Annotated in this window: 16 protein-coding genes; 8 read left to right on the top strand and 8 right to left on the bottom strand. The window is 46.9% G+C overall.

Going from position 1 to position 21,933, the window contains the following annotated elements:
* Nucleotides 1-89: 89 nt before the first annotated feature.
* Complete coding sequence (locus tag BC349_RS16425; RefSeq protein WP_187257873.1) at nucleotides 90-2,666, top strand: DNA translocase FtsK; 2,577 nt, start codon at nucleotides 90-92, stop codon at nucleotides 2,664-2,666.
* A 149-nt stretch (nucleotides 2,667-2,815) separates the two neighbouring features.
* On the top strand, nucleotides 2,816-3,466 hold the full coding sequence (gene lolA1 / locus BC349_RS16420) for an outer membrane lipoprotein periplasmic chaperone LolA1 (RefSeq protein ID WP_187257872.1): 651 nt from the start codon (nucleotides 2,816-2,818) through the stop codon (nucleotides 3,464-3,466).
* A 46-nt stretch (nucleotides 3,467-3,512) separates the two neighbouring features.
* Here lolA1 and BC349_RS16415 read toward each other — a convergent pair whose 3' ends face one another.
* Together BC349_RS16415 and BC349_RS16410 are read right to left on the bottom strand one after the other, a co-directional pair.
* The gene (locus BC349_RS16415) at nucleotides 3,513-4,499 is read right to left on the bottom strand and encodes an AraC family transcriptional regulator (protein ID WP_187257871.1); all 987 of its coding nucleotides are present in this window, start codon (nucleotides 4,497-4,499) and stop codon (nucleotides 3,513-3,515) included.
* Between the two features lie 39 nt (nucleotides 4,500-4,538).
* Nucleotides 4,539-5,102 carry a UbiX family flavin prenyltransferase gene (locus tag BC349_RS16410; RefSeq protein ID WP_187257870.1) on the bottom strand — a complete coding sequence of 188 codons (564 nt, stop codon included), beginning with the start codon at nucleotides 5,100-5,102 and terminating at the stop codon, nucleotides 4,539-4,541.
* A gap of 34 nt (nucleotides 5,103-5,136) precedes the next feature.
* On the opposite strand from BC349_RS16410, the gene BC349_RS16405 reads away from it, so the two are divergent.
* Nucleotides 5,137-5,661, top strand: coding sequence for a thioredoxin family protein (locus tag BC349_RS16405; RefSeq protein WP_187257869.1), 525 nt, complete (start codon nucleotides 5,137-5,139; stop codon nucleotides 5,659-5,661).
* Nucleotides 5,662-6,161: 500 nt separating this feature from the next.
* On the opposite strand, the gene BC349_RS16400 is transcribed toward BC349_RS16405, so the two are convergent.
* Entirely contained in the window at nucleotides 6,162-7,418 is a 1,257-nt protein-coding gene (locus BC349_RS16400) for an aminotransferase class I/II-fold pyridoxal phosphate-dependent enzyme (protein ID WP_187257868.1), read from the bottom strand.
* Between the two features lie 120 nt (nucleotides 7,419-7,538).
* On the opposite strand from BC349_RS16400, the gene pafA reads away from it, so the two are divergent.
* Complete coding sequence (pafA, locus tag BC349_RS16395) at nucleotides 7,539-9,188, top strand: alkaline phosphatase PafA (protein WP_187257867.1); 1,650 nt, start codon at nucleotides 7,539-7,541, stop codon at nucleotides 9,186-9,188.
* A gap of 102 nt (nucleotides 9,189-9,290) precedes the next feature.
* Entirely contained in the window at nucleotides 9,291-12,125 is a 2,835-nt protein-coding gene (locus BC349_RS16390) for a M16 family metallopeptidase (RefSeq protein WP_187257866.1), read from the top strand.
* A gap of 51 nt (nucleotides 12,126-12,176) precedes the next feature.
* Here the strand turns inward: BC349_RS16390 and BC349_RS16385 are convergent, their stop codons facing one another.
* The 4 genes from BC349_RS16385 to BC349_RS16370 form a co-directional block, all read right to left on the bottom strand.
* Nucleotides 12,177-13,235 (bottom strand): class I fructose-bisphosphate aldolase, encoded by a 1,059-nt coding sequence (locus tag BC349_RS16385; RefSeq protein ID WP_187257865.1) that lies wholly within the window; start codon nucleotides 13,233-13,235, stop codon nucleotides 12,177-12,179.
* A 186-nt stretch (nucleotides 13,236-13,421) separates the two neighbouring features.
* On the bottom strand, nucleotides 13,422-14,489 hold the full coding sequence (gene fbaA / locus BC349_RS16380; protein WP_187257864.1) for a class II fructose-bisphosphate aldolase: 1,068 nt from the start codon (nucleotides 14,487-14,489) through the stop codon (nucleotides 13,422-13,424).
* A 68-nt stretch (nucleotides 14,490-14,557) separates the two neighbouring features.
* Nucleotides 14,558-15,667, bottom strand: coding sequence for a hypothetical protein (locus tag BC349_RS16375; RefSeq protein ID WP_222840209.1), 1,110 nt, complete (start codon nucleotides 15,665-15,667; stop codon nucleotides 14,558-14,560).
* Between the two features lie 100 nt (nucleotides 15,668-15,767).
* A complete protein-coding gene (locus BC349_RS16370) occupies nucleotides 15,768-16,556 on the bottom strand; it encodes a helical backbone metal receptor (RefSeq protein ID WP_187257863.1) in 789 nt (262 codons plus the stop codon).
* A gap of 219 nt (nucleotides 16,557-16,775) precedes the next feature.
* Between BC349_RS16370 and BC349_RS16365 the strand changes: the two genes are divergently transcribed.
* Nucleotides 16,776-16,982 carry a hypothetical protein gene (locus BC349_RS16365; protein ID WP_187257862.1) on the top strand — a complete coding sequence of 69 codons (207 nt, stop codon included), beginning with the start codon at nucleotides 16,776-16,778 and terminating at the stop codon, nucleotides 16,980-16,982.
* Between the two features lie 260 nt (nucleotides 16,983-17,242).
* Here BC349_RS16365 and BC349_RS16360 read toward each other — a convergent pair whose 3' ends face one another.
* Nucleotides 17,243-18,604 (bottom strand): pyridoxal-phosphate dependent enzyme, encoded by a 1,362-nt coding sequence (locus BC349_RS16360; RefSeq protein ID WP_187257861.1) that lies wholly within the window; start codon nucleotides 18,602-18,604, stop codon nucleotides 17,243-17,245.
* 47 nt (nucleotides 18,605-18,651) lie between these two features.
* On the opposite strand from BC349_RS16360, the gene BC349_RS16355 reads away from it, so the two are divergent.
* Both BC349_RS16355 and BC349_RS16350 read left to right on the top strand, forming a co-directional pair.
* On the top strand, nucleotides 18,652-19,308 hold the full coding sequence (locus BC349_RS16355; protein WP_187257860.1) for an alpha/beta fold hydrolase: 657 nt from the start codon (nucleotides 18,652-18,654) through the stop codon (nucleotides 19,306-19,308).
* Nucleotides 19,309-19,313: 5 nt separating this feature from the next.
* Nucleotides 19,314-21,569, top strand: coding sequence for a Tex family protein (locus BC349_RS16350; protein ID WP_187257859.1), 2,256 nt, complete (start codon nucleotides 19,314-19,316; stop codon nucleotides 21,567-21,569).
* Nucleotides 21,570-21,933: the final 364 nt, after the last annotated feature.

The raw sequence follows: 21,933 nt of genomic DNA, 5'->3' as shown, positions 1-21,933 counted from the left end.
TGAATAGGCATAATGAGGCAATTCACGGGGGCATTGCGGTACAAAATACAATTTCTTTTGCAGCCCGCTCTACCTGTATATTTGTGTTTATGGCGAATAAGACGAAGTCCAGGAAAAAACCATTACCCGAAGCGGTTGATCTAAGGCCCGAGAAAGAGGAAAAAGTGGCCATGCAATCGCTGGTGAAAGATGAACGCACCATCAAGATAACCGGTGCGGTATTATTGCTGCTGGCAATATTCCTTTTTTTAGCGTTCACTTCCTATCTCTTCACCTGGCAGGAAGACCAGGATAAAGTGTTCAAAGGGGGCAGTCATTTTCTTTTTGCAGAAGACCTGAAAGTTGCGAACCTGTTGGGCCGGCTGGGTGCATGGACCTCACATTTCTTTTTTTACAAAGGATTTGGACTGGCATCTTATTTTATCTGCACCCTGTTTTTCGTGCTGGGGGCTAACCTGTTGTTCGGGAAAAAAATATTCAGGGTTTCCAGGAATATCCGGTATGTGCTGGTCGGACTGATCTATTTCAGTGTGGCGCTGGCTTTTTTTGCCGGCAGCAGCGTATTCCCTTGGGGCGGTGCAGTGGGCACCATGATCAGTGACTGGATGACCAGTTTCCTGGGTACCATCGGTACTGCGGCTATCTTGATGGTTGCCGGACTGGCATATTTTATCTGGCGGTTCAACCCTGTTTTTAACGTCCCCAAAATACCATCTATCCCTGTCAGGAAATCGGCCGTTGGTAAGGAGGAGGAAACGGAGGAAGAAGAAATGTCCGGCCCCATGCTCATCATTGAGGAACCCGTGGAGAAGAAGAATGGCCTGAAGAAAGAAGGCAGAGTGGTAGCAACTCCCCCCGCCATCAGTGCAGAAGATTTTCCGCTTGAACTCATTGAAAAGGAGCCCGAAACAGAGGCGGAAACCCTGGTTGAACTGAAGCCACTGCCTGTACATGAGCCACTGCCCGAACCGGAGCAGGAACAAGATGAGAAAGTTCGTCCTTATATTGAAATGCCATCTCCCCCGGTGTTTAAAAATGAGGAAAAACCGGTTTATATAGCACCAGCTATTCCTGCCAGCGACCTTGAACTCGAAATAAAAACAGCCCCGGTCATTGATTTGGAAGAAGAAGGGGGCGGCACCGGCCTTAAAGTGGAAGAGTTGCCACCCTATGAACCAACCCTGGATCTGCGGGATTATAAATATCCTCCCCTGGACCTGCTGGAAACACATGGAAGTGAAAAGATCGTGCAGGACACCACCGAACTGGAGACCCATAAAAACCAGATCATCAGCACGCTCAAAAATTATGATATTAATATACAGAAGATCAGTGCAACGGTTGGACCCACAGTAACCCTTTATGAAATTGTGCCTGCTGCGGGTGTGCGTATTTCGCGGATCAAAAACCTGGAAGATGATATCGCTCTCAGCCTGGCTGCGCTGGGAATCAGGATCATTGCCCCCATACCCGGTAAGGGAACAATCGGTATCGAGGTTCCTAATGTAAAGAAGACGGTGGTGAGTATGAAAACACTGCTGAATTCAGACAAATTTCTGAACAATAATTTCAGCCTGCCCATAGCCATCGGGAAGCGGATAGACAACGAGAATTTTATTGTCGACCTGGCCAGCATGCCCCACCTTCTGATGGCGGGGGCTACAGGGCAGGGTAAGTCTGTAGGTCTGAATGCCATTCTTGTTTCGCTGCTGTACAAAAAACATCCTTCCCAGCTGAAGTTCGTGCTGGTGGATCCAAAAAAAGTGGAGTTAAGCCTTTACCGCACGATTGAAAGACATTTCCTGGCAAAATTACCCGGTGAAGAGGAAGCCATCATAACCGATACCAAAAAAGTGATCAATACGCTTAATGCATTGTGTATTGAGATGGACAACCGCTACGACCTACTGAAGGAAGCCGGAACGCGTAATATCCGTGAATACAATGAGAAGTTTGTAAAAAGGAAACTGAACCCCCAGAAAGGACACCAGTTTCTGCCATTCATAGTTCTGGTAATCGATGAGTTCGCAGACCTTATCATGACAGCGGGAAAAGAAGTGGAAATGCCGATTGCCCGGCTTGCCCAGCTGGCGCGGGCCGTAGGAATTCACCTGATCATTGCCACCCAGCGCCCTTCCGTTAACATTATAACCGGTACCATCAAGGCAAACTTCCCGGCACGAATAGCTTTTAAAGTGTCTTCCAAAATTGACAGCCGCACCATCCTGGATGCAGGCGGTGCGGAACAATTGATTGGCAAGGGCGATATGCTTATTTCCTATAACGGGGAACTGACCCGTCTTCAATGTGCTTTTGTGGATACGCCGGAAGTGGAAGAAGTGACAGAATTCATTGGTGAACAGCGCGGTTACCCGCAGGCCTTCCTGCTTCCGGAATATGTGGACGAAAAAGATATGGATAACCGGGAATTGGATCTGGGGGACAGGGACCCCCTGTTCGAGGAAGCGGCCAGGCTGATCGTTTCCAACCAGGTAGGTTCCACCTCCCTGCTGCAACGCCGGATGAAACTGGGTTATAACAGGGCCGGAAGACTGATGGACCAGCTGGAGGCGGCCGGGGTGGTAGGGCCCAACCTGGGAAGCAAGGCCCGCGAAGTGATCATCAAAACCGATGCGGAACTGGAAGAATTTCTCTCCGGCATATAATGATTGTTTTGCCCTCCCGGACTTTAACCCACCGGTGCGAAACTGTTAAAAGGGACTTAAACCGTCTATACCCGTTAATCCATCGATACAACCGCCGGTCCAAAGAAAACATCTAAATGGTATCTTCGCACCTTCTTTAAAAAAATCGTATGAATAAAATTTTAGCGATCTCTGCATTGGTTATTGGCTTTTTTACGGCAAATACTGGCTGGGCACAGTCCGACCCTGCTGCAAAGCAGGTGCTGGATGGGGTTAGTGCCAAATTCAAGACTTTCAAGGCTGTTCAATCAAACTTTACCTTGCAGGTGGAAGATGGCAAAGGCAAGGTGCAGGGCGTTAAAAAAGGGGTTGTATTCATGAAGGGGAGTAAATACCGGGTGAATATTACCGGCCAGGAAATTTACAGTGATGGGAGTAATATCTGGACATATGACAAGGCTGCCAATGAAGTAACAATTACCAGGATGGAAGGCCAGAATGCCCTGACCCCACAGAAACTTTTCTCCAACTTTTATGACAAGGATTTCCTGTACAAATTAAATGGGGAGAAAAAGATTGCAGGAAAAGCTATCCAGGAAATTGAATTGACTCCCAAAGACAAGTCAAAAGCTTTCCATAAAGTATATGTGTATGTAGATAAAGCGGCTAAATCCGTTTATAGTACAAAAGTGTTGGAGAAGAACGGTAACGTTTACACCTATACGATAAATACCTTCAATGGGAAAGCTGCAATTGGAGATGATCAGTTTGTTTTCGACAAGAAAAAATATCCGGGTGTGGAAGAAATTGACCTCCGGTAAAAGTCAGCACTGAATAAATTATGGGCCCGCAGCAATGCGGGCTTTTTTATGCCCTGATTTCGCTGGGCAACAGGTGAAACTCCTTTTTAAAGGCCGCTGCGAAATTGCTGAGGTTTGAATAACCCACCTGGAGGCCAACTTCCTTAACGGTGAAATCGCCGCTGAGCAACATTTCACGGGCAACGTTCATGCGTTGCTTCTGGTAATATGCATAAATACTTGTGCCGTACACTTCCTTAAATAGTTTCTTCAGTTTCGCGGAGCTCATGGCAGCTTCCATTGCCAGCTGGTCAATGGTAGGAGGGCGGTGATGAACATCACGGGTAAGCAGGGACTCCACATGCATCAGCTGGTGCACATCGTGCTTGGATATTTTGGGGTTGGCAATTACAGATCGGCTTCTTTCATACAACCTGCTGAAGAACCTTTCAATCAGAAGAAGGATGCGGTTTTGTATCGTGGCGATCAGTAAGGGACTGTCCTGGTCGGCATTCAGTATCTCGTTAAAATATCGCCGGTACTCATTGTCTATCGGCTCGATGGTAAAACTGCTGGTTTTTAGGTTCAGGTAGGCAGTCAGTACTTCTTCCGGGTCAGTGATTTTCAGGTTTTCTGCCAACCATTCTTTATTAAAAATTATATTGATCCCTTTATAGGCACTGCCTTTCCTTCCCAGGTATGAGACATCGAAAAGGGTGCTGGTCAGGTAGATGGCTGCGTGGTGTTCGTTCCTGGTGGACAGTACTTCCCCATCAATCCTGAGTGTGAGTTCGTCTTCGATTTTGATTTCCTCGTACCGCAGGACATAATATTCTTCGGGACTCTTGTTTCTTTTCAGGAAATAATTTTCATTAAGGGTATAGTCTGAAACAATCGCCTGTAAACCATTCGGGAGTTCAATGCAAATAGAATAACCCTTCGCAAAACTTTCAGGATAATGGATGGTACAATTCCGGACGCTGACACCAAGCGCCTCAGCCAGCTCATTCATGATCTGGCGGTAGTTATATGAGTGATATTCAAAACTGAACAATTGCGATGTATTTATAATACCAAATTACTTAAAACATTGCTATTCTTTACCCCATCTGTAACTCTCTACTGAAAAACCGGCCAGGTCGAGAACCCTGTCCACTACCGTGGATGCCAATGCTTCCACAGTGGCCGGCTTGCTGTAAAAGGATGGTGTGGCCGGGCAGATAATCCCCCCTGCCAGGGTAATGGTTTCCATATTACGGATATGAACAAGATTGTATGGCGTTTCACGGGCAACGCAGATCAGTTTTCCCCTTTCCTTGAGCATGACATCGGCAGCCCTGGTAATCAGGTCATTGGAAATTCCTGTGGCGATCCTGCCCATGGTACCCATAGAACAGGGGATTATGATCATGGTATTGTACTGGCCCGAACCAGACGCAAAAGGGGCATTAAAGTCATTTTTTTCATAAAAACGGATGCCCTGGTAATTGCTGTAATCGTGGTTTCCCAACTCTGTGTGCCATACAGATTTCGCATTATCGGTCATTACCACAGACAACTCCGCCCACTGTTTGTTAAGCTTTACCAGTTTGTCCAGCAATATCCTGGCATAAATGGATCCGCTGGCCCCGGTTATGGCTATAACAATTCTTTGCATATTCAAGCGTTACTTTTAATAAACAAATGTAATCATGCATAAGTTTATTCTTACAGCTATAATGATGACGCTTTCTTTCCTGCTCCATGCGCAGAAACCTACAGGCAGGGATATGCGCTGGATGAATCTACGGGATGCTGAAATTGCGAGTCAGCAATCGCCCCGCCCGGTCATTATTGATCTGTACACAGATTGGTGTGGCTGGTGTAAAGTGATGGATAAAAGGACCTACAGGAATGCAAAAGTTGTCCGATACCTGAATGAAAAGTTCTATCCGGTGAAACTGGACGCGGAATCCAAATCTTCTTTCACCTGGCAGGGTAGGCAGTATGCTTTTAGTACCCGGTATAAGACCAATGAAATCGCCTTGTACTTTACCGGAGGACAATTGTCTTATCCGACCACCGTGATCATTCCGGGCCCGGGAGAGGCCCCACAGGCGATTCCCGGTTACCTTTCGCCAAAAGAGCTGGAACTGATTGTAAAGTACTATGGTGAGGGGGCCTATAAAACCACCACTTTCCCTGAATTCAGGCATCGATTCAAGTCAAATTGGTAGTTTCCGGATTAAAATCGTCTTAATTTTTAACAGGGCTGCAACGTTTACTCACGGATAAGCGTCTAATCTATAGGTTTTTCATAGGATATTGGATATTATTCGGACGGGATGTCTATCCCGTCCTGTTTCTTACACCCGGTTACTTAAGGGGTACCCATCCTTTCCGGTCGCTGCTGACAACACTACACAGGGAATTGTCAGGTTTGTGTCATCAAAATATCTATTCTTTACCCCTTAATCTTAGGGAAATACTTAGGCCGTATTGATTCCAGTCAATAACTGTTGATTTCTCCAAAAAAAAGTATGCTCCTGCAACCAATCTTACCTCAGTTACATCTTATATTTGAATTTTCATAGGATAAGGTTTAATGGTTAATGGTATTTGATTAGTGCATCCCGCCGTAAGGCGGGATTTTTTTTTATCCCTCCTCAAAGTAAATGCATAAAAAAAGCTGTCCCGAAGGACAGCTGTTATGATTAGGTTATTAAACCTCGAACTTTTACATGGATTCTGCCATGTCAGGAATTTCTGCCACCTTGTAAGCGCCGGCATCCAGTTTGGCTTTGGTTTCGGTGAACGCTTTCAGGGTCAGTTCTATATCTTCCTCCGTGTGAGCTGCGGTTGGGATCAGGCGGTAAATGATTTGTCCCTTAGGTATAACCGGGTACACTACAATAGAGCAGAAGATATTGTAATTCTCACGGAGATCGAGTACCATAGCGGTAGCTTCAGGTACATCTCCTTTCATATATACTGGCGTAACCATGGTATTCGTTTTACCCAGGTCGAAGCCCCTTGAACGCAATCCGTTTTGAAGGGCATTGGTTACTTTCCAGAGTTTTTCACGCAATTCAGGCATGGTTTGCAGCATTTCCATGCGCTTCAACATGCCTTCAACCACTATCATGGGCAGACTTTTGGCGAAAATCTGTGAACGGGTATTATAACGCAGGTAAGCCAGTACATCCTTGCGGCCTGCAATGAATGCTCCAATGCTTCCCATTGATTTAACGAAAGTGGAGAAATACAGGTCAATTTCATCCTGGCAACCCTGTTCTTCATCGGTGCCTGCGCCGGTTGGGCCCATTGCACCAAAGCCGTGCGCATCATCGATCAGGATCCTGAACTGGTATTTTTTCTTCAGCTCAACAATCTCTTTCAGTTTTCCCTGGTCACCGCTCATGCCGTAAACACCTTCTGTAATCAGCAATATGCCGCCACCCGTTTTTTCAGCCATTTTTTCGGCGCGCTGCAATTGTTTTTCACAATCCTCCACATCATTATGCTTGTAGGTGTAACTGTAGCCCAGGTGCATGCGGATCCCGTCAACGATACAGGCATGGCATTCGGCATCATAAACGATGATATCACGCCTGTTTACAAGCGCATCAATACAACTCATGATTCCCTGGTAGCCGAAATTCAGGAGCATGGCATCTTCTCTTTTTACGAAACTGCTCAGCACTTTCTCCAGTTCCTCGTGGTAAACACTGTTGCCACTCATCATTCTTGCTCCCATCGGGTAGCCCATTCCCCAGCGTGCAGCGGCTTCTGTATCGGCTTTCCTGGTTTCCGGATGGTTTGCGAGTCCCAGGTAGTTATTAAGGCTCCAGACTATTCTTTCCTTACCCCGGAAATTCATGCGGCTTCCAAGTTCGCCCTCCAGTTTTGGAAATGCAAAATAACCGTGCGCGCGCTTCATGTGCTGGCCAATAGGACCGCCATCTTTCACCAGTTTTTCAAAGATATCTGCCATATGAAATATGTGATTGTTGGTTAAAAATTGTCGCAAAGGTAATTTATTTAGGACTTTATTATGAAATGGTTAAGACGGCTATTTATGGCCGGTAAGGCTATCTTTGTAAAAACGACATACATGAGCCTACGTTTTCTTTTGATATTGATTTTCAGTGCATCACTATCAGTATCTTTTTCCCAGCAGAAATCAACCGGAGCCGGTGCTGAAACCGTTAAACCCAAATTAGTGGTTGGATTGGTGGTTGACCAGATGCGGTGGGATTTCCTCTATCGATACAGTGACAGGTATAAACCCGATGGTGGCTTCAGAAGACTGCTCAGTCATGGATTTTCCAATGAAAACACTTTTATTCCCTATTCGCCCACGGTTACAGCCTGCGGACACAGTACCATTTATACCGGTACGGTTCCGGCCATTTCCGGTATTACGGGAAACGCATGGTATGACCAGCGCGAACAGAGAGTCATGTATTGCACCGAAGACAAGTCAGTAAAAACGGTGGGCAGTACAACCGCTTCAGGTGAGATGAGCCCCCGCAACATGCATACCACCACTATTGGTGATGAACTCCGCCTGGCGACCAATTTCAGGTCAAAAGTGATCGGCGTGGCCATTAAGGATCGCGGCGGTATCCTGCCTGCAGGGCATTCAGCCAACGGGGCTTACTGGTATGATAGCAAGTCTGGTAACTGGATCACTTCCACTTATTACCGCAATGACCTTCCGGCCTGGGTGTCAGGTTACAATCAGGGGAAGCATGTCGATAAATATTACGAAACCGGCTGGTCAACCTTGTACCCGGTTGAAACATATATAAACAGCAGCAAGGGTGAAAATACCTGGGAGGCGAAGCCTTTTGGTTCAGCAGCCCTGGCTCATCCGTATAACTTTAAAAATTTTATCGGGAAAAATTATGGAGTTGTGGCCTCCACTCCATTTGGTAATACCATGACCCTTGAAATGGCTAAAGCCGCAGTTAAAGGCGAAGAGCTGGGGCAAGGTAAGGAAACGGATATGTTGACGGTTAGTCTTTCTTCACCCGACTATATCGGCCATGCTTTTGGACCGAATTCGATTGAAGTGGAAGACTGTTACCTCAGGCTTGACAAGGACCTGGGGGATTTCCTGAACTTTCTGGATAAGGAAATTGGACAGGGACAATACCTGCTTTTCCTTTCAGCGGATCATGGTGTGGCACATATTCCGGGTTTTATGAAGGCGAATAAAATTCCTGCGGGTACATTTGACGATGGTGCAGTAATGGATAGCCTCAATAGCAAGCTTAAAGAAAAATTCGGCCAGGAGGACCTGGTGATCAGTATGTTTAACTACCAGGTGCACCTGAACCACAATCTGATAGACAGCCTGAAACTGGATAAAGAGGATATTACAAATGCAGTCATCAGAATGATGAAAAAGCAACCGGAAGTATCGCGGGTATTTGAACTGGAAGAGCTGGCTGAAACTACTTTGCCTGAAAAATTAAAATCGATGATCGCAAACGGTTATCACCCGAACAGGAGCGGAGACATACAGTTTGTGTTGTATCCACAATATATTGATGGCGGACCTACCGGTACCACACATGGAATGTGGAATCCTTACGATGCACATATCCCGCTGGTTTGGTATGGCTGGAACATAAAACCAGGCAAGTCCAATAGCGAAGTGTATATGACCGATATCGCACCAACGATAGCGGCCATGCTCCGGATCCAGATGCCCAATGGAACTGTCGGAAAACCTATCGAAGCACTCCTGAAATGACCTTTCATGGTTGACCAGTAATATTACCCGGGCCATTTATTGGTCCGGGCTTTTTTTATAAATGGCACTACATTCGCAGTAATCATAAAATAGTCTTGGTCTATGAATAAACAGTTCCTTTTACTCAGGCTGGTTGGATTGTCCTGCCTGTTCCTGGCACTGGCAGCTAACAGTGTGGCTCAAACGCCATTGAATACTGTATTGGATCCTGATCCTGCTGTAAGGATCGGTAAGCTTGAAAACGGCCTGACCTATTATATCAGGCAGAATAAGAAGCCGGAACAAAAAGTTGAATTGAGGCTGGCCCTGAACGCGGGGTCCATTAATGAGGATGCCGATCAGCAGGGGCTGGCACATATGGCTGAGCACATGGCGTTCAACGGCACTAAAAACTTCAGGAAAAATGAAATCATATCCTTTCTTCAGGATATTGGTGTTGGGTTCGGGAATGACCTGAATGCCTATACCAGTTTTGATGAAACTGTTTACATGTTACCGGTTCCAACCGATAAGCCTGAAAACCTGGAGAAAGGTTTTCAGGTGCTGGAAGACTGGGCGCACCAGGTTACCTATCTGGACGAGGATATTGAAAGTGAAAGGGCTATTATCCTGGAAGAAAGCCGCCTTGGGAAAGGGGCACAGGACCGGATGATGCGCCAGGTCTATCCCAAATTATTTGCCGCATCAAAATACGCGGAACGTTTGCCCATTGGCTCGGAGACTATTATTAAAACCTTTAAGCCAGATGTAATACGCCGGTTTTATAAGGACTGGTACCGCCCCAACCTGATGGCTGTGCTGGTGGTTGGGGATGTTGATCCTGACCATGCTTTGAATCTGGTGAAAAAACATTTTGCCCAACTCAAGAATCCGGTAAATGAAAGAAAGCGCGAGTCTGTGCTTATTCCCGCTTATAACGGAAGCGAAGCTTTAATCATCACTGATAAGGAAGCCACCGGTTATTCCATCAATGTCAATTATCCCATCAGGATAAAAGCTGCGGATAAAACAGTTGGTGATTACCGGAATTCGCTGGTGAGGCAAATTTTCAGCAGTCTCCTGAGTCAGCGTTTACAGGAACTGACACAGCAGTCCAATCCCCCGTTTGTGGGAGCAGGTGCTGGTTTTGGAGATTTCGTAAGAGGGCATGAGAATTTCCGGGCCGTAGCCATTGTCGGAACTGGTGATATTAAACTGGGGATGAATGCTCTGGCAGAGGAAATTGAAAGGGTAAAGCGCTTCGGATTCACCGGTGCTGAACTTGAACGCGGAAAAAAATCCCTGATCAGCAGCATGGAAAGGCAATACAATAACCGCGATAAAACTGAGTCGGATCTGTATGTCGATGAATATGTCCGCAATTTCCTGACCGGTGAACTGATGCCCGGAATTGAGAAGGAATATGCCATAACAAAGGAAATGGTGCCGGGCATTCAACTGGAAGAAGTGAATGCATTGGCAAAACAGGCCACATCTGATAAAAATGTGCTGGTATATGTTACCGGCCCTGAAGCAGCTGCAGGAAAAAGCCTGCCTGATCCGGCCGGGTTGCTGGCAATTCTTCAGAGCAAATCCAATGCTGAAATTTCTGCTTATGCGGAAAAATCCGTTGCAGGCTCCCTGCTTTCTGTATTGCCTAAAAAGGGTAATGTGGTGAAACGTTCGGAAGACCAGCAGATGGGGGCAACCCAGCTGACATTAAGTAACGGGGTTACTGTAACGCTGAAACCAACTGATTTTAAAAATGACCAGATACTTCTGGGTGCAACCCGTAATGGCGGGAAGAATTATTATGGCCTGGCTGATAAATATAATGTCCAGTTTGCCATATCCGTTATTTCGGCTATGGGTCTGGGTGAGTTCAGTCCCACAGACCTGCGAAAGATGCTGGCAGGAAAAACGGTTAACCTGGCCCCGGTGATCAATGATGTAACGGATGGCTTTAATGGAAGTGCAGGCAACAAGGACCTGGAAACCCTGTTGCAGCTCGTTTATCTGTATGTCACCAGCCCCCGCAAGGACAGTTCATTGTTCAATGCCTTTATACAACGTTCTATAGCCCAGTATGCTGCATTGTCATCAAACCCGCAGGCGGCATTTATCGATACTATGAACCAGGTGATGTATGACAGGCACCCGCTTGCACCGATCGTATTTCCCAAAACAGAGTATTTCAATCAGCTGAACGCTGACAGGATCCTGGAAATTTATAAGGAACGTATTGGTGATGCTTCCGGAATGCATTTTGTGCTGGTTGGAAGTTTCAGGACTGATTCAATCATTCCATTACTGGAAACCTATCTGGGCAGTCTTCCTTCCAGTGGACAGCGTTTTTCAGTAAAGGATAATATGGTTCGTCCGGTTAAGGGTGTCAAACAGTTAACGGTAAACAAGGGAAAGGAACAGAAGAGCCTGATACTTTCCTTTTATACCGGGGAACTTCCCTACAGCCAGGAACTCCGGTTGAAAGCAGACGCAGTTGCCGAGATACTGAACATCAGGATCATTGAAGAATTACGCGAAAAGATACAGGGTATATATGGTGGGGGAGTCTATGCGCAGGTTGAGAAATATCCCTATGCCAATTATTCCTTTGTATTGCAACTTCCATGCGGACCTGAAAAAGTGGACACTTTGCTGAAGGCGGTGAAATCTGAAATATTTCAGTTGGTTAACAAGGGGCCGGAACAGTCTTACCTCGATAAGGTAAAGAAGCAGTGGCTTGAACATCATAAAACTGACATAAAAGAAAATGCTACCTGGCTGCAGGCATTATTATCCCGGCAATCAGAACAGGCGGATCCAAAGTATTTGCTACAATATGTACAACTCGTGGAGAAGTTGACCGTAAAGGACATACAGGACGCCGCAAGGAAAATCTTTGACGGCAGGAATATATTCACCGCTGTATTGATGCCGGAAAAGAGTGAAAAATGAAGAGGGAGAGGGGGGAGGGATTAAGTCTGCTTCCTCACCCCTCTCTTTTGTTTAGGCTATTGTAATATCCTTATCCAGGTAAACATCCTGAATGGCATTCAGCATTTCCACTCCCTGGGCAAAGGGACGCTGGAAGGCTTTTCTGCCTAATATCAGTCCCATGCCGCCTGCCCTTTTATTAATAACAGCTGTTTCCACTGCTTCGGCCATGTCGCTGGCTCCCTTGCTCTCCCCGCCGGAATTGATCAGCCCGATTTTACCCATATAACAATTTGCCAGCTGGTAGCGGCAAAGGTCTATCGGGTGGTCTGTGGTAAGTTTTTCATACACCAGTTGGTGGGTTTTGCCATGTTTGGTGGCCAGGTAACCGCCATTGTTGGTCGGTAATTTTTGTTTGATGATATCAGCCTGTAGGGTAACGCCCAGGTGGTTGGCCTGCCCGGTGAGGTCTGCTGAAGTATGGTAGTCTATTCCATCCACTTTAAATGCGTTATTCCTGGTATAACACCAGAGAATGGTGGCCATTCCCAGTTCATGCGCCAGTTCAAAAGCTTCAGCAACTTCCTTTAGCTGCCGGCTGCTTTCCGCACTGCCCCAATAAATGGTTGCACCCACGGCAACGGCCCCCATATTCCAGGCAGATTTTACAGTGCCGAACATAGTCTGGTCGTACTTATTGGGATAACTGAGGAATTCATTGTGGTTGATCTTTACAATGAAGGGAATGCGATGTGCATATTTACGACTCAGTATTCCCAGTACGCCATAGGTTGAAGCAACCCCGCTGCACCCGCCCTCTATGGCCAGTCTGATGATATTTTCGGGGTCGAAATAAATAGGATTGGGGGCAAAGGCTGAACCTCCGCTGTGTTCTATTCCCTGGTCAACCGGAAAAATGGAACAATAACCTGTTTCGGCCAGCCGGCCATGTCCCAAAAGCTGTTGCATACTGCGCAGCACCTGGTTGTTGCGGTTACTGTTGATCCATACTTCTTCCACATGTGAGGGTGATGGAAGGGTGAATTGGGATTTTTCAAGGGTTTTGCACTGGTGTTCAAGGAGGTAGGATGCTTTGTCGCCCAACAGGTCGATAATCTTTTTAGATGGCATGTGTATTAGTTTGGCAATCGATTAGGAATGTTCAAAACTAACAAATGTTTGTTATTTTATAAAGGGTCGTTGGGGCTGGCCAGATGAGTGAGGATAGTGGCGGGCGGGGGAATAAAAAAAGGCAGAATCGGGTGAGCCTGTTATGATACCCCCCAATTCTGCCTTCAAAAATCGACCTTCAGCTTTCTAGCTGTTGCGGTTGATACAGTTCAGGTCTTCGAAAGCTTCTTCGAGTCGCTTTACAAAAGTGTCCTGGCCTTTTCTCAGCCAAACGCGTGGGTCGTAGTATTTTTTATTGGGTTTGTCGGCACCTTCCGGATTGCCCAACTGGGCCTGGAGGTATCCTTCATTCTTCTTGTAATAGTTCAACACACCTTCCCAGAATGCCCATTGCAGGTCGGTGTCGAGGTTCATTTTGATCACACCATAACCCAGCGCCTCACGGATTTGTGCCTTGGGGGAACCGCTGCCACCGTGGAATACGAAATATACAGGCTTTTCTGCAGTCTTGTACTGCTCCTGGATATAGGTCTGACTGTTGCGCAGGATTTCGGGGCGGAGTTCCACGTTGCCCGGACTATACACTCCGTGCACGTTTCCGAAGGCTGCAGCGACGGTAAACAGGTTGCCGATTTTACCCAGTTCTTCGTATGCGTAGGCTACGTGCTGGGGTTGGGTATAGAGTTTGTCGTTTTCCACTCCGCTGTTATCAACACCGTCTTCTTCACCGCCGGTTACTCCCAGTTCAATTTCGATACCCATGCCCAGGGGCTGCATGCGTTTGAAAAACTGTGCAGAGGTCTGGATATTTTCTTCCAGGCTTTCTTCGGAAAGATCGAGCATATGTGAACTGAACAGCGGACGGCCTTTTTCCTTGTGGAATTCCTGTCCGGCATCGATCAGGCCGGAAATCCAGGGTAACCACTTATGGGCGGCATGGTCCGTATGCAAAACAACGGGAACACCATAATATTTTGCCACATTATGAATGTGGAGGGCTCCGGAAATCGCTCCGGCTATATTCGCCTGAAGATTGTCGTTGGGCATACCTTTCCCTGCAATAAACTGTGCTCCGCCGTTCGAAAACTGAACGATCACGGGTGAGTTTACTTTGGCGGCTGTTTCCAGGGTGGCATTAATGGAGTCGGTGCCGATGGTGTTAACGGCTGGCAAGGCAAATTGGTTGGCTTTGGCGTCTTTATACAAGGCTTCTAATTCTTCGCCGAATAAAACGCCGGCACTGTACTTTTTCATCTGTTTTTTTGGTTGGTTTACTTGAGAATACAGGCAGAGCAATCGTAAAAGGAACGCTAATATAATGATTAATCCCCAAAACGGCTTTTGATGCGGGGAACCAGCAGCAGGTTCTTGCGGAGGCAGACTTTGAGGTGCTGCTTAACCAGTTGCCCCATATTCTGGCATTTCAGGAGGCTTTTATTTCCATTGTGGAGCTCACTCAGCTCCCTGGCAAGCTGCTGGTTTTTTTCCTGGGTGGAAATACAATCCCGCCCCATGATGTCCAGCAACTCCTTCAGCCGGTACCTGGCTGCAACCAGCCTGAAGGTCATCATGGTACGTTCTTCTGTCTGGTATTGCTCAATGGAATCCTTGTTCAGGTGCTTCAGGGTTACAGCCACCAGCATGTTGTTTTCCTTGAAGAATTGCGGGAGGTACAGGTTTTTCCTTCCCTCATAGGACTGCTGGTCAAAATCAATGGCCCTGAACCGGTATTGAAAATCGTAAATATCCGGGGTAATGTCCACCACGAAATTGTAACTGCGCATGTCGCCCAGAAGGCGGACAAAACAACGCTCATTGAATTTGACAAATTCCTTTGCAATCCGGATCTGGTTGGTATCCTGCTGGTACAGGAATTTATCGATAAAAATATCGCCCGGTATGCCTGGGATATGTTCTTCCACCAGTGTCTGGTGGTCGGTCAGGAATGTTATCCGGTTGGGTGATAACATGTGCTCGAGTTCCAACCCGTAAATCCTGGAAGCATCCGCTATTTTTATATAGTAGTGATCATAGTTGTCGTTAAACTTATTCACGATCCTGATCCTGAATGGCTGGGAGTTGCCAAAGCCGCAATAATCGACCCTAGCCACATCGAGGTGCTTGCTGAAACTCATATCGCCTTCGGTCTTCAGCAGGGCATAGATCCTTACCAATCCATCCCTGATATAATCCCATTCACGCATGTCGTAAATGACGGTTTCCCACTGGGAGTCCTTGCCATCCTTGTCTTTTACAGGCAATGCATAGGTAAATCGCTTCAGGTCGCGGTAGGCTACCGGAAGTTGCACTTCCCTGCCATGCTCCTTAAGAAATGCCCGTAACTGTTCATTCACTTTGAACATGGGCTTTTTCCTGGAAGGCCTGTTGATTTCGCCCGGCTGATTATTTGGTGAAAAGGGATTGTACGACAAGGAGGTTGATTGAAATTAGATTGAATACCGGATGGTTGTTTATATACACAATTTAAGCACTACCGTGAATTCCTCCATCAGTTATCCTACATCAGTAATTTTAACGTGTTAACCTGGCCTGCAACTGTTCGAAATATTCAGGGGCTTCCTGCAAGCGGCTGCCATACCAGCTGAAGTATTCGCCGTTAACCAGTTCAATGTTGGCCTCCGGAAGGGACTTCTTCAGATCGGCCATTTCCCTTTCCCCGAAAGGATAAGGTTCGGAGGAGAGCAGCAACAATTGGCATCCCATCTCCCTTAAACCGGCAATAGTGGTGGCGGGATAACGTTTCGAACCGGCAAACAGGTTTCTTAGCCCGCAACGTTCCAGCATGTCATGTATGAATGTGTCGCCTCCTGCAGTCATATAGGGATCCTTCCAGATCAGGTAGACTGCCGAAACAGGAGGCGAAATTTTCTTAAGCCTGCTGAATCCTGTTTCTATGTTCCCGCAAATATTCAGGGCTTCCCGGATTTTCCCGGTCAGGTGGCCAATTTCAAGGATCATAGCCAGGGCATCCTCAAGGTTGGCAATATCACTTGTCCATACAGGCACCTGCGCAGCCAGGGCATATACCTGTTCCTGTACATTTTCTTCCTTGCCGGCAATGACAAGGTCGGGTTTCAGGGAAAGAACCTGGTCTATATGGATGTTTTTGGTGCCGCCAATCCTTTTTTTTGTCCGGAACCAGTGGTTGGGATGGACACAAAATTTGGTTATACCCACGACTTCTGCTTCCAGTCCAAGTGCATACAGCAATTCTGTTTGCGAAGGAACCAGTGAAACAATTCGTTTTGGTAAATGATCAAGATGGATGGTATTACCGGTCTGGTCGGTAAAGGATGGCATAATGGCAATTTGCCGGCAATCTAATAAAGGGAAAGGAATGTTGAAGGAGTAAATGCCAGGACCACTTTCGGCCTCCTGCACTACGGCTTGGACGGGCAATAGGGCAGGAGGGTACCGGATTCAAACATGGCATTCGCCAGGATTGGATAAGTGGTTTTAAAGGACTTGGTTGGCTCTCACCAGGAAATTGGATTCTGAAACCTTGGTAAACAACTAGATTTGGACGATTGGTTACTGGACATTGGTTTGGACATAGGTTTCAGATTTTCTCTTGGCTTTTCAAAGGATTTGGTGCTGATTTCTGGTCTTGGTTTTTCTTTAGGATTTAGGAAAAAAAGGAAGTTGACTGATATTGGATTTCTGATGCTGGTTTCTTTCTTAGGTATTGGATCCTCTTTCTGGATTTCTGGATTTTGGATTTCTTGATGCGTTTTTCGGATATTGGATAACGATTGAACTATCAATCAACTTCTGATACAAAAGTAGGGGGCGTAACATTCGCGGGCAAGAGCGCATTTGCTCAATTTTAACAGTTCGGTATTTACTGCAAAACTAGTAAGCTTATCATGGTGGCTGCCGTGAGTATACGCGTTTCCTTATCGTAGTTTTACTAAAATATATCGGCAAAAAAAAGTCCGGTTGCCTTGTAAGCAGCAACCGGACTGTATTTGGTGGTTTTAAACTGTTTATTTTCCCATGGCCTGGATCACATCATACTTTGTTACGATGTGGTAATTTCCCGCTTCATCTTTACTTAACACTGCGCCATTCTCCTTATTGATGAGTGTGCTTAACTTTTCAACCGGGGTCATAAAGTCAGCAACCGGGAAAGCTGGTTCCAGTACTTTTTCAAGTTTCGCATGCTTGATATCGGGGTCTGAAAATACTTTCTGGAATAATCCTCCTTCTGAGATAGAACCAAGTATTTCCTCTCCGCGCATAACGGGAATATGTTCGATATCATATTTCCGCATCAGTGCAACCGCGTCAGACACTGTCTGCTCGGGGGAAAGGGTGATCAGTTTCTGGCGGCTGCCGCGGCCGTTGACAATGTCCCTGAAACTTTTAACATCCAGGAATCCTCTCTCCAGCATCCACTGGTCGTTGTAGATCTTTCCCACATAACGGCTGCCATGGTCGTGGAAAATGCAAACCACCATGTCATCGGGTTTTAACCTGTCTTTCAGTTGAACCAGGCCCTGGATGCAGGATCCTGCGCTGTAACCGCAGAACAGCCCTTCCTCTTTGGCAAGTCTTCTCGCCATTACGGCGCCATCCTTATCTGTAACCTGTTCAAAATGGTCAATAACACTCATGTCATAATTCTTCGGAACAAAGTCTTCACCGAAACCTTCAGATATATATGGATGTACTTCATTCATATCAACTACGCCGGTACGGAAGAATTTAGTGAGTAAGGAGCCATATACATCTATTGCCCATACCTGGATATCGGGATTTTGTTCCTTCAGGAACTGGGCAGTGCCGGTAACTGTACCACCGGTTCCGGCAGTGCAAACAAGGTGAGTGATTTTACCATCGGTCTGGCGCCAGATCTCAGGTCCGGTTGTTTCATAATGTGCCAGGCGGTTGGCCAGGTTGTCGTACTGGTTGAAGTGATAGGAATTGGGGATTTCCCTGGCAAGTCTCTGGGCAACAGAATAATAGGAGCGCGGGTCGTCGGGTTCCACATTGGTAGGGCATACGATCACTTCTGCGCCTACGGCCTTGAGGATGTCCATCTTCTCCTTGCTTTGTTTGTCGGTGGTGGTGAAAATACATTTATACCCTTTCACCACAGCCGCCAGCGCCAGTCCCATGCCGGTATTGCCGCTGGTACATTCGATGATGGTTCCCCCGGGTTTGATTTTCCCCTCTTTTTCGGCAACTTCCACCATTTTGAGTGCCATCCGGTCCTTGATGGAGTTACCCGGATTAAAATAATCTACTTTGGCCAGGATGGTACCCGGCAGGTCTTTAGTAATTTTGTTGAGTCTGATCAGCGGCGTATTGCCGATGGTTTCCAGAATGTTGTTTTTTATATCCATAGCAGCATTTAAAGCGCTGCTAAGGTAAGAATTTAGAGGAGGGCATTATGAAAGTGTACTTTATTCCCGGGTTAGGTGCGGATAAAAGGGTTTTCAGCCATATCAGGTTACCCGAAGGTTATGAAATAGTTCATCTTGACTGGCTTAGCCCCGAGCCGGATGAATCGCTTCCGCATTATGCAGAGCGCCTCGGTGCGCAAATAGACAGGGAAGCCCCCTGGAGCCTGGTAGGATTATCATTTGGCGGCATGCTGGCAACAGAAATCAGCCGCATATACCAGCCGGAAACAACCATTGTTATTGCCAGTATTACATCACCCGCACAATTACCTACATATTATAAACTGGCGGCACCTTTAAACCTGCATAAAATACTGCCGGTAGGGATTTTTAAAAATGCTTCACTGGCCAGGAGGATTTTTACCACAGAAACTTCGGAAGACAAGGACCTTTTGCGCAGGATCATTTCAGAAAGTGATCCTGGTTTTATCAGGTGGGCTTTAGGGGCGATTTTGAATTGGAAAAGTATGGCAACAGCTACGGGAATTTTTCATATACACGGATCGGGAGACCATTTGTTGCCGGTGAAATATGTTTACCCAACACACCTGATTAACGGGGGAGGACATCTGATGGTCATGAACCGTGCAGAAGAAGTGAACAGGGTGTTGGGGGAAATATTACATTTGCGCTCCCAAAATTGAAGCAAATGGAACCGAAGTATATCCAGGTAATTTCACAGAAACTATCATTGACCCTGAAGCAGGTGAACAATGTGTACGACTTACAGGCTGAAGGAGCAACCGTTCCTTTTATGGCGCGATACAGAAAGGAGGTGACTGGTAACCTTGATGAGGTGGCCATTAATAATATCGTTGAAGAGGTAAAGTACTATACAGAACTCGATAAACGGAAGGACACTGTGCTGAAAACGATTGAAGGTTTGGGTAAACTTACGCCTGAGCTGAAATCGCGTATCGATAACTGTATTGATGCCACTGAACTGGAAGATATCTACCTGCCCTATAAACCCAAGCGTAAAACCCGGGCCACGCAGGCTATTGAAAAAGGCCTTGAGCCATTGGCTAAAATGTTGTTTGAGCAGGGCAGCCTGGATCCGGCAGCAGAAGCTGCGGCTTTTGTGAAGGAGGAGGTGAAGGACGTAAAAGAAGCCTTGCAGGGTGCAAGGGATATCATTGCTGAATGGGTGGCAGAAAATGAACAGGCAAGAAATTCAGTACGGAAGCAATTCCAGGAATCATCGGTATTGGTTTCAAGGGTATTAAGTTCCAAAAAAGATGAAGCTGACGCTCAGAAATACCGGGATTATTTTGAATTCAGCGAGCCGCTGGAAAAATGCCCTTCGCACCGGATCCTGGCCATCCGCCGGGGAGAGAAGGAAGGATTCCTGATCATGGATATCAATATAGACAAAGCAGATGGGATTGAGTCGCTGGAAAGGATTTTCATAAAGAACGGATCAGCAGCGGCAACTGAAGTGAAAACAGCCATTGCAGATAGTTTTGATCGCTTGCTGAAGCCATCCATTGAAAATGAATTCCGCATGAGCAGCAAGACGTCTGCCGATGAGGAAGCCATCCATGTATTTGCTGAAAACCTGCGCCAGTTATTGCTGGCGTCCCCGCTGGGTAACCGGAGGGTACTGGCCCTGGATCCTGGCTTTCGGACCGGATGTAAACTGGTTTGCCTGGATGCGCAGGGCAACCTCATCTATAATACGGCCATCTACCCGCACCCGCCACAGAATGACTGGCAGCAAAGTGTGAATACGCTTAAGCAACTGGTGGCGAAATATGAAATTGAAGCCATTGGCGTGGGTAATGGAACCGCAGGTCGCGAAACTGAAACATTGGTGCGCAGCATTGATTTCGGAAAACCTGTAAGCGTGTTCCAGGTGAATGAAAGCGGCGCTTCGATTTACTCTGCATCGGAAGTGGCGAGGGAAGAGTTTCCCGACCAGGATGTTACGGTAAGGGGGGCTGTGAGCATTGGCCGCCGGCTGCTGGATCCGCTGAGTGAACTGGTAAAAATTGATGCCAAGTCCATTGGGGTTGGACAATACCAGCACGATGTTAACCAGACAAGACTGAAGGACAGCCTGGATAAGGTGGTTGAGAGCTGTGTAAACCATGTGGGGGTTGATCTGAATACGGCCAGTAAACACCTGCTGATGTATGTGTCTGGACTCAGTGCCACCCTGGCAAAGAATATTGTGGAATACCGGGCTAAGAACGGCGCCTTCCTGTCGCGTGAAGACGTGAAAAAAGTAAGCCTGATGGGACCCAAAACCTTTGAGCAGTGTGCAGGATTTCTTCGGATACGCGACGCTGTTAATCCGCTCGATAACAGTGCGGTGCATCCGGAAAGTTATCATGTGGTGGAAGCCATGGCTAAGGATCTGGGCTGTTCGGTGGAAGACCTGATAGCAAAGGCGGAACTGCGTAAACAGATCAACCGGAAAAAATATATTTCAGAAACGATAGGGGAGTTCACTATTGAGGATATCCTTAAAGAACTGGAAAAACCCGGTCGCGATCCGCGGGGTCCCATTGAAGAATTCCGCTTTGACGATACCATCAAAAGTATTGAAGACGTGAAAGTGGGCATGGTGGTGCCGGGTGTCATAACCAATATTACCAAGTTCGGCGTGTTTGTGGACATAGGTGTTAAGCAGGATGGTCTGATCCATATTTCGCAGTTGAGCAACACTTTTGTCAGCGATCCTGCAGAGGTGGTGAAACTACAGCAGAAAGTAACGGTAACCGTTACGGAAGTGGATGTAACCCGCAAGCGGATAGGATTGTCCATGAAGGAACATGGTAAGAAGCCGGAAGGCAAAAGGGAACAGGGACCAGCCAGGCGTGAATCCGGTCCCAAAAAGGCAGAACCGGCGAATGCCTTCCAGTCAAAACTCATGGAACTCAAGAAAAAATTTAAGGATTAAGGGGGAGGCGTCTGACATGTTTATAGGGCGTCTGACGTTTGCGTCCGCGGTATTCGTTGATCCTAAACGTCAGACGCCTTTCCTGCACGGGGTTTGAGGCGTCAGACGTTTGCGTCCGCGGTATTTGTTGATACTAAACGTCAGACGCCTTTCCTGCACGGGGTTTGAGGCGTCAGACGTTTGCGTCCGCGGTATTCGTTGATCCTAAACGTCAGACGCCTTTCCTGCACGGGGTTTGAGGCGTCAGACGTTTGTGTCCGCGGTATTTGTTGATACTAAACGTCAGACGCCTTTCAAACATGTCAGACACCTACCCCGCTCAGGGGGAAAATACGGGTAGGGAAGGTGGAAAATCTTCATATTA

It is taken from the genome of Flavihumibacter stibioxidans (assembly GCF_014332695.1).
Taxonomy (GTDB): Bacteria; Bacteroidota; Bacteroidia; order Chitinophagales; family Chitinophagaceae; genus Flavihumibacter; species Flavihumibacter stibioxidans.
The sequence above is the reverse complement of the archived record's forward strand: the minus strand, read 5'-3'. Positions and strand labels throughout refer to the sequence as shown.

Excerpts from the sequence above, each read along its gene's own strand:
- BC349_RS16425 (WP_187257873.1), top strand. The coding sequence starts at position 90 with ATGGCGAATAAGACGAAGTCCAGGAAAAAACCATTACCCGAAGCGGTT.
- lolA1 (WP_187257872.1), top strand. The coding sequence starts at position 2,816 with ATGAATAAAATTTTAGCGATCTCTGCATTGGTTATTGGCTTTTTTACG.
- BC349_RS16410 (WP_187257870.1), bottom strand. The coding sequence starts at position 5,102 with ATGCAAAGAATTGTTATAGCCATAACCGGGGCCAGCGGATCCATTTAT.
- BC349_RS16405 (WP_187257869.1), top strand. The coding sequence starts at position 5,137 with ATGCATAAGTTTATTCTTACAGCTATAATGATGACGCTTTCTTTCCTG.
- BC349_RS16400 (WP_187257868.1), bottom strand. The coding sequence starts at position 7,418 with ATGGCAGATATCTTTGAAAAACTGGTGAAAGATGGCGGTCCTATTGGC.
- pafA (WP_187257867.1), top strand. The coding sequence starts at position 7,539 with ATGAGCCTACGTTTTCTTTTGATATTGATTTTCAGTGCATCACTATCA.
- BC349_RS16390 (WP_187257866.1), top strand. The coding sequence starts at position 9,291 with ATGAATAAACAGTTCCTTTTACTCAGGCTGGTTGGATTGTCCTGCCTG.
- BC349_RS16385 (WP_187257865.1), bottom strand. The coding sequence starts at position 13,235 with ATGCCATCTAAAAAGATTATCGACCTGTTGGGCGACAAAGCATCCTAC.
- fbaA (WP_187257864.1), bottom strand. The coding sequence starts at position 14,489 with ATGAAAAAGTACAGTGCCGGCGTTTTATTCGGCGAAGAATTAGAAGCC.
- BC349_RS16370 (WP_187257863.1), bottom strand. The coding sequence starts at position 16,556 with ATGCCATCCTTTACCGACCAGACCGGTAATACCATCCATCTTGATCAT.
- BC349_RS16360 (WP_187257861.1), bottom strand. The coding sequence starts at position 18,604 with ATGGATATAAAAAACAACATTCTGGAAACCATCGGCAATACGCCGCTG.
- BC349_RS16355 (WP_187257860.1), top strand. The coding sequence starts at position 18,652 with ATGAAAGTGTACTTTATTCCCGGGTTAGGTGCGGATAAAAGGGTTTTC.
- BC349_RS16350 (WP_187257859.1), top strand. The coding sequence starts at position 19,314 with ATGGAACCGAAGTATATCCAGGTAATTTCACAGAAACTATCATTGACC.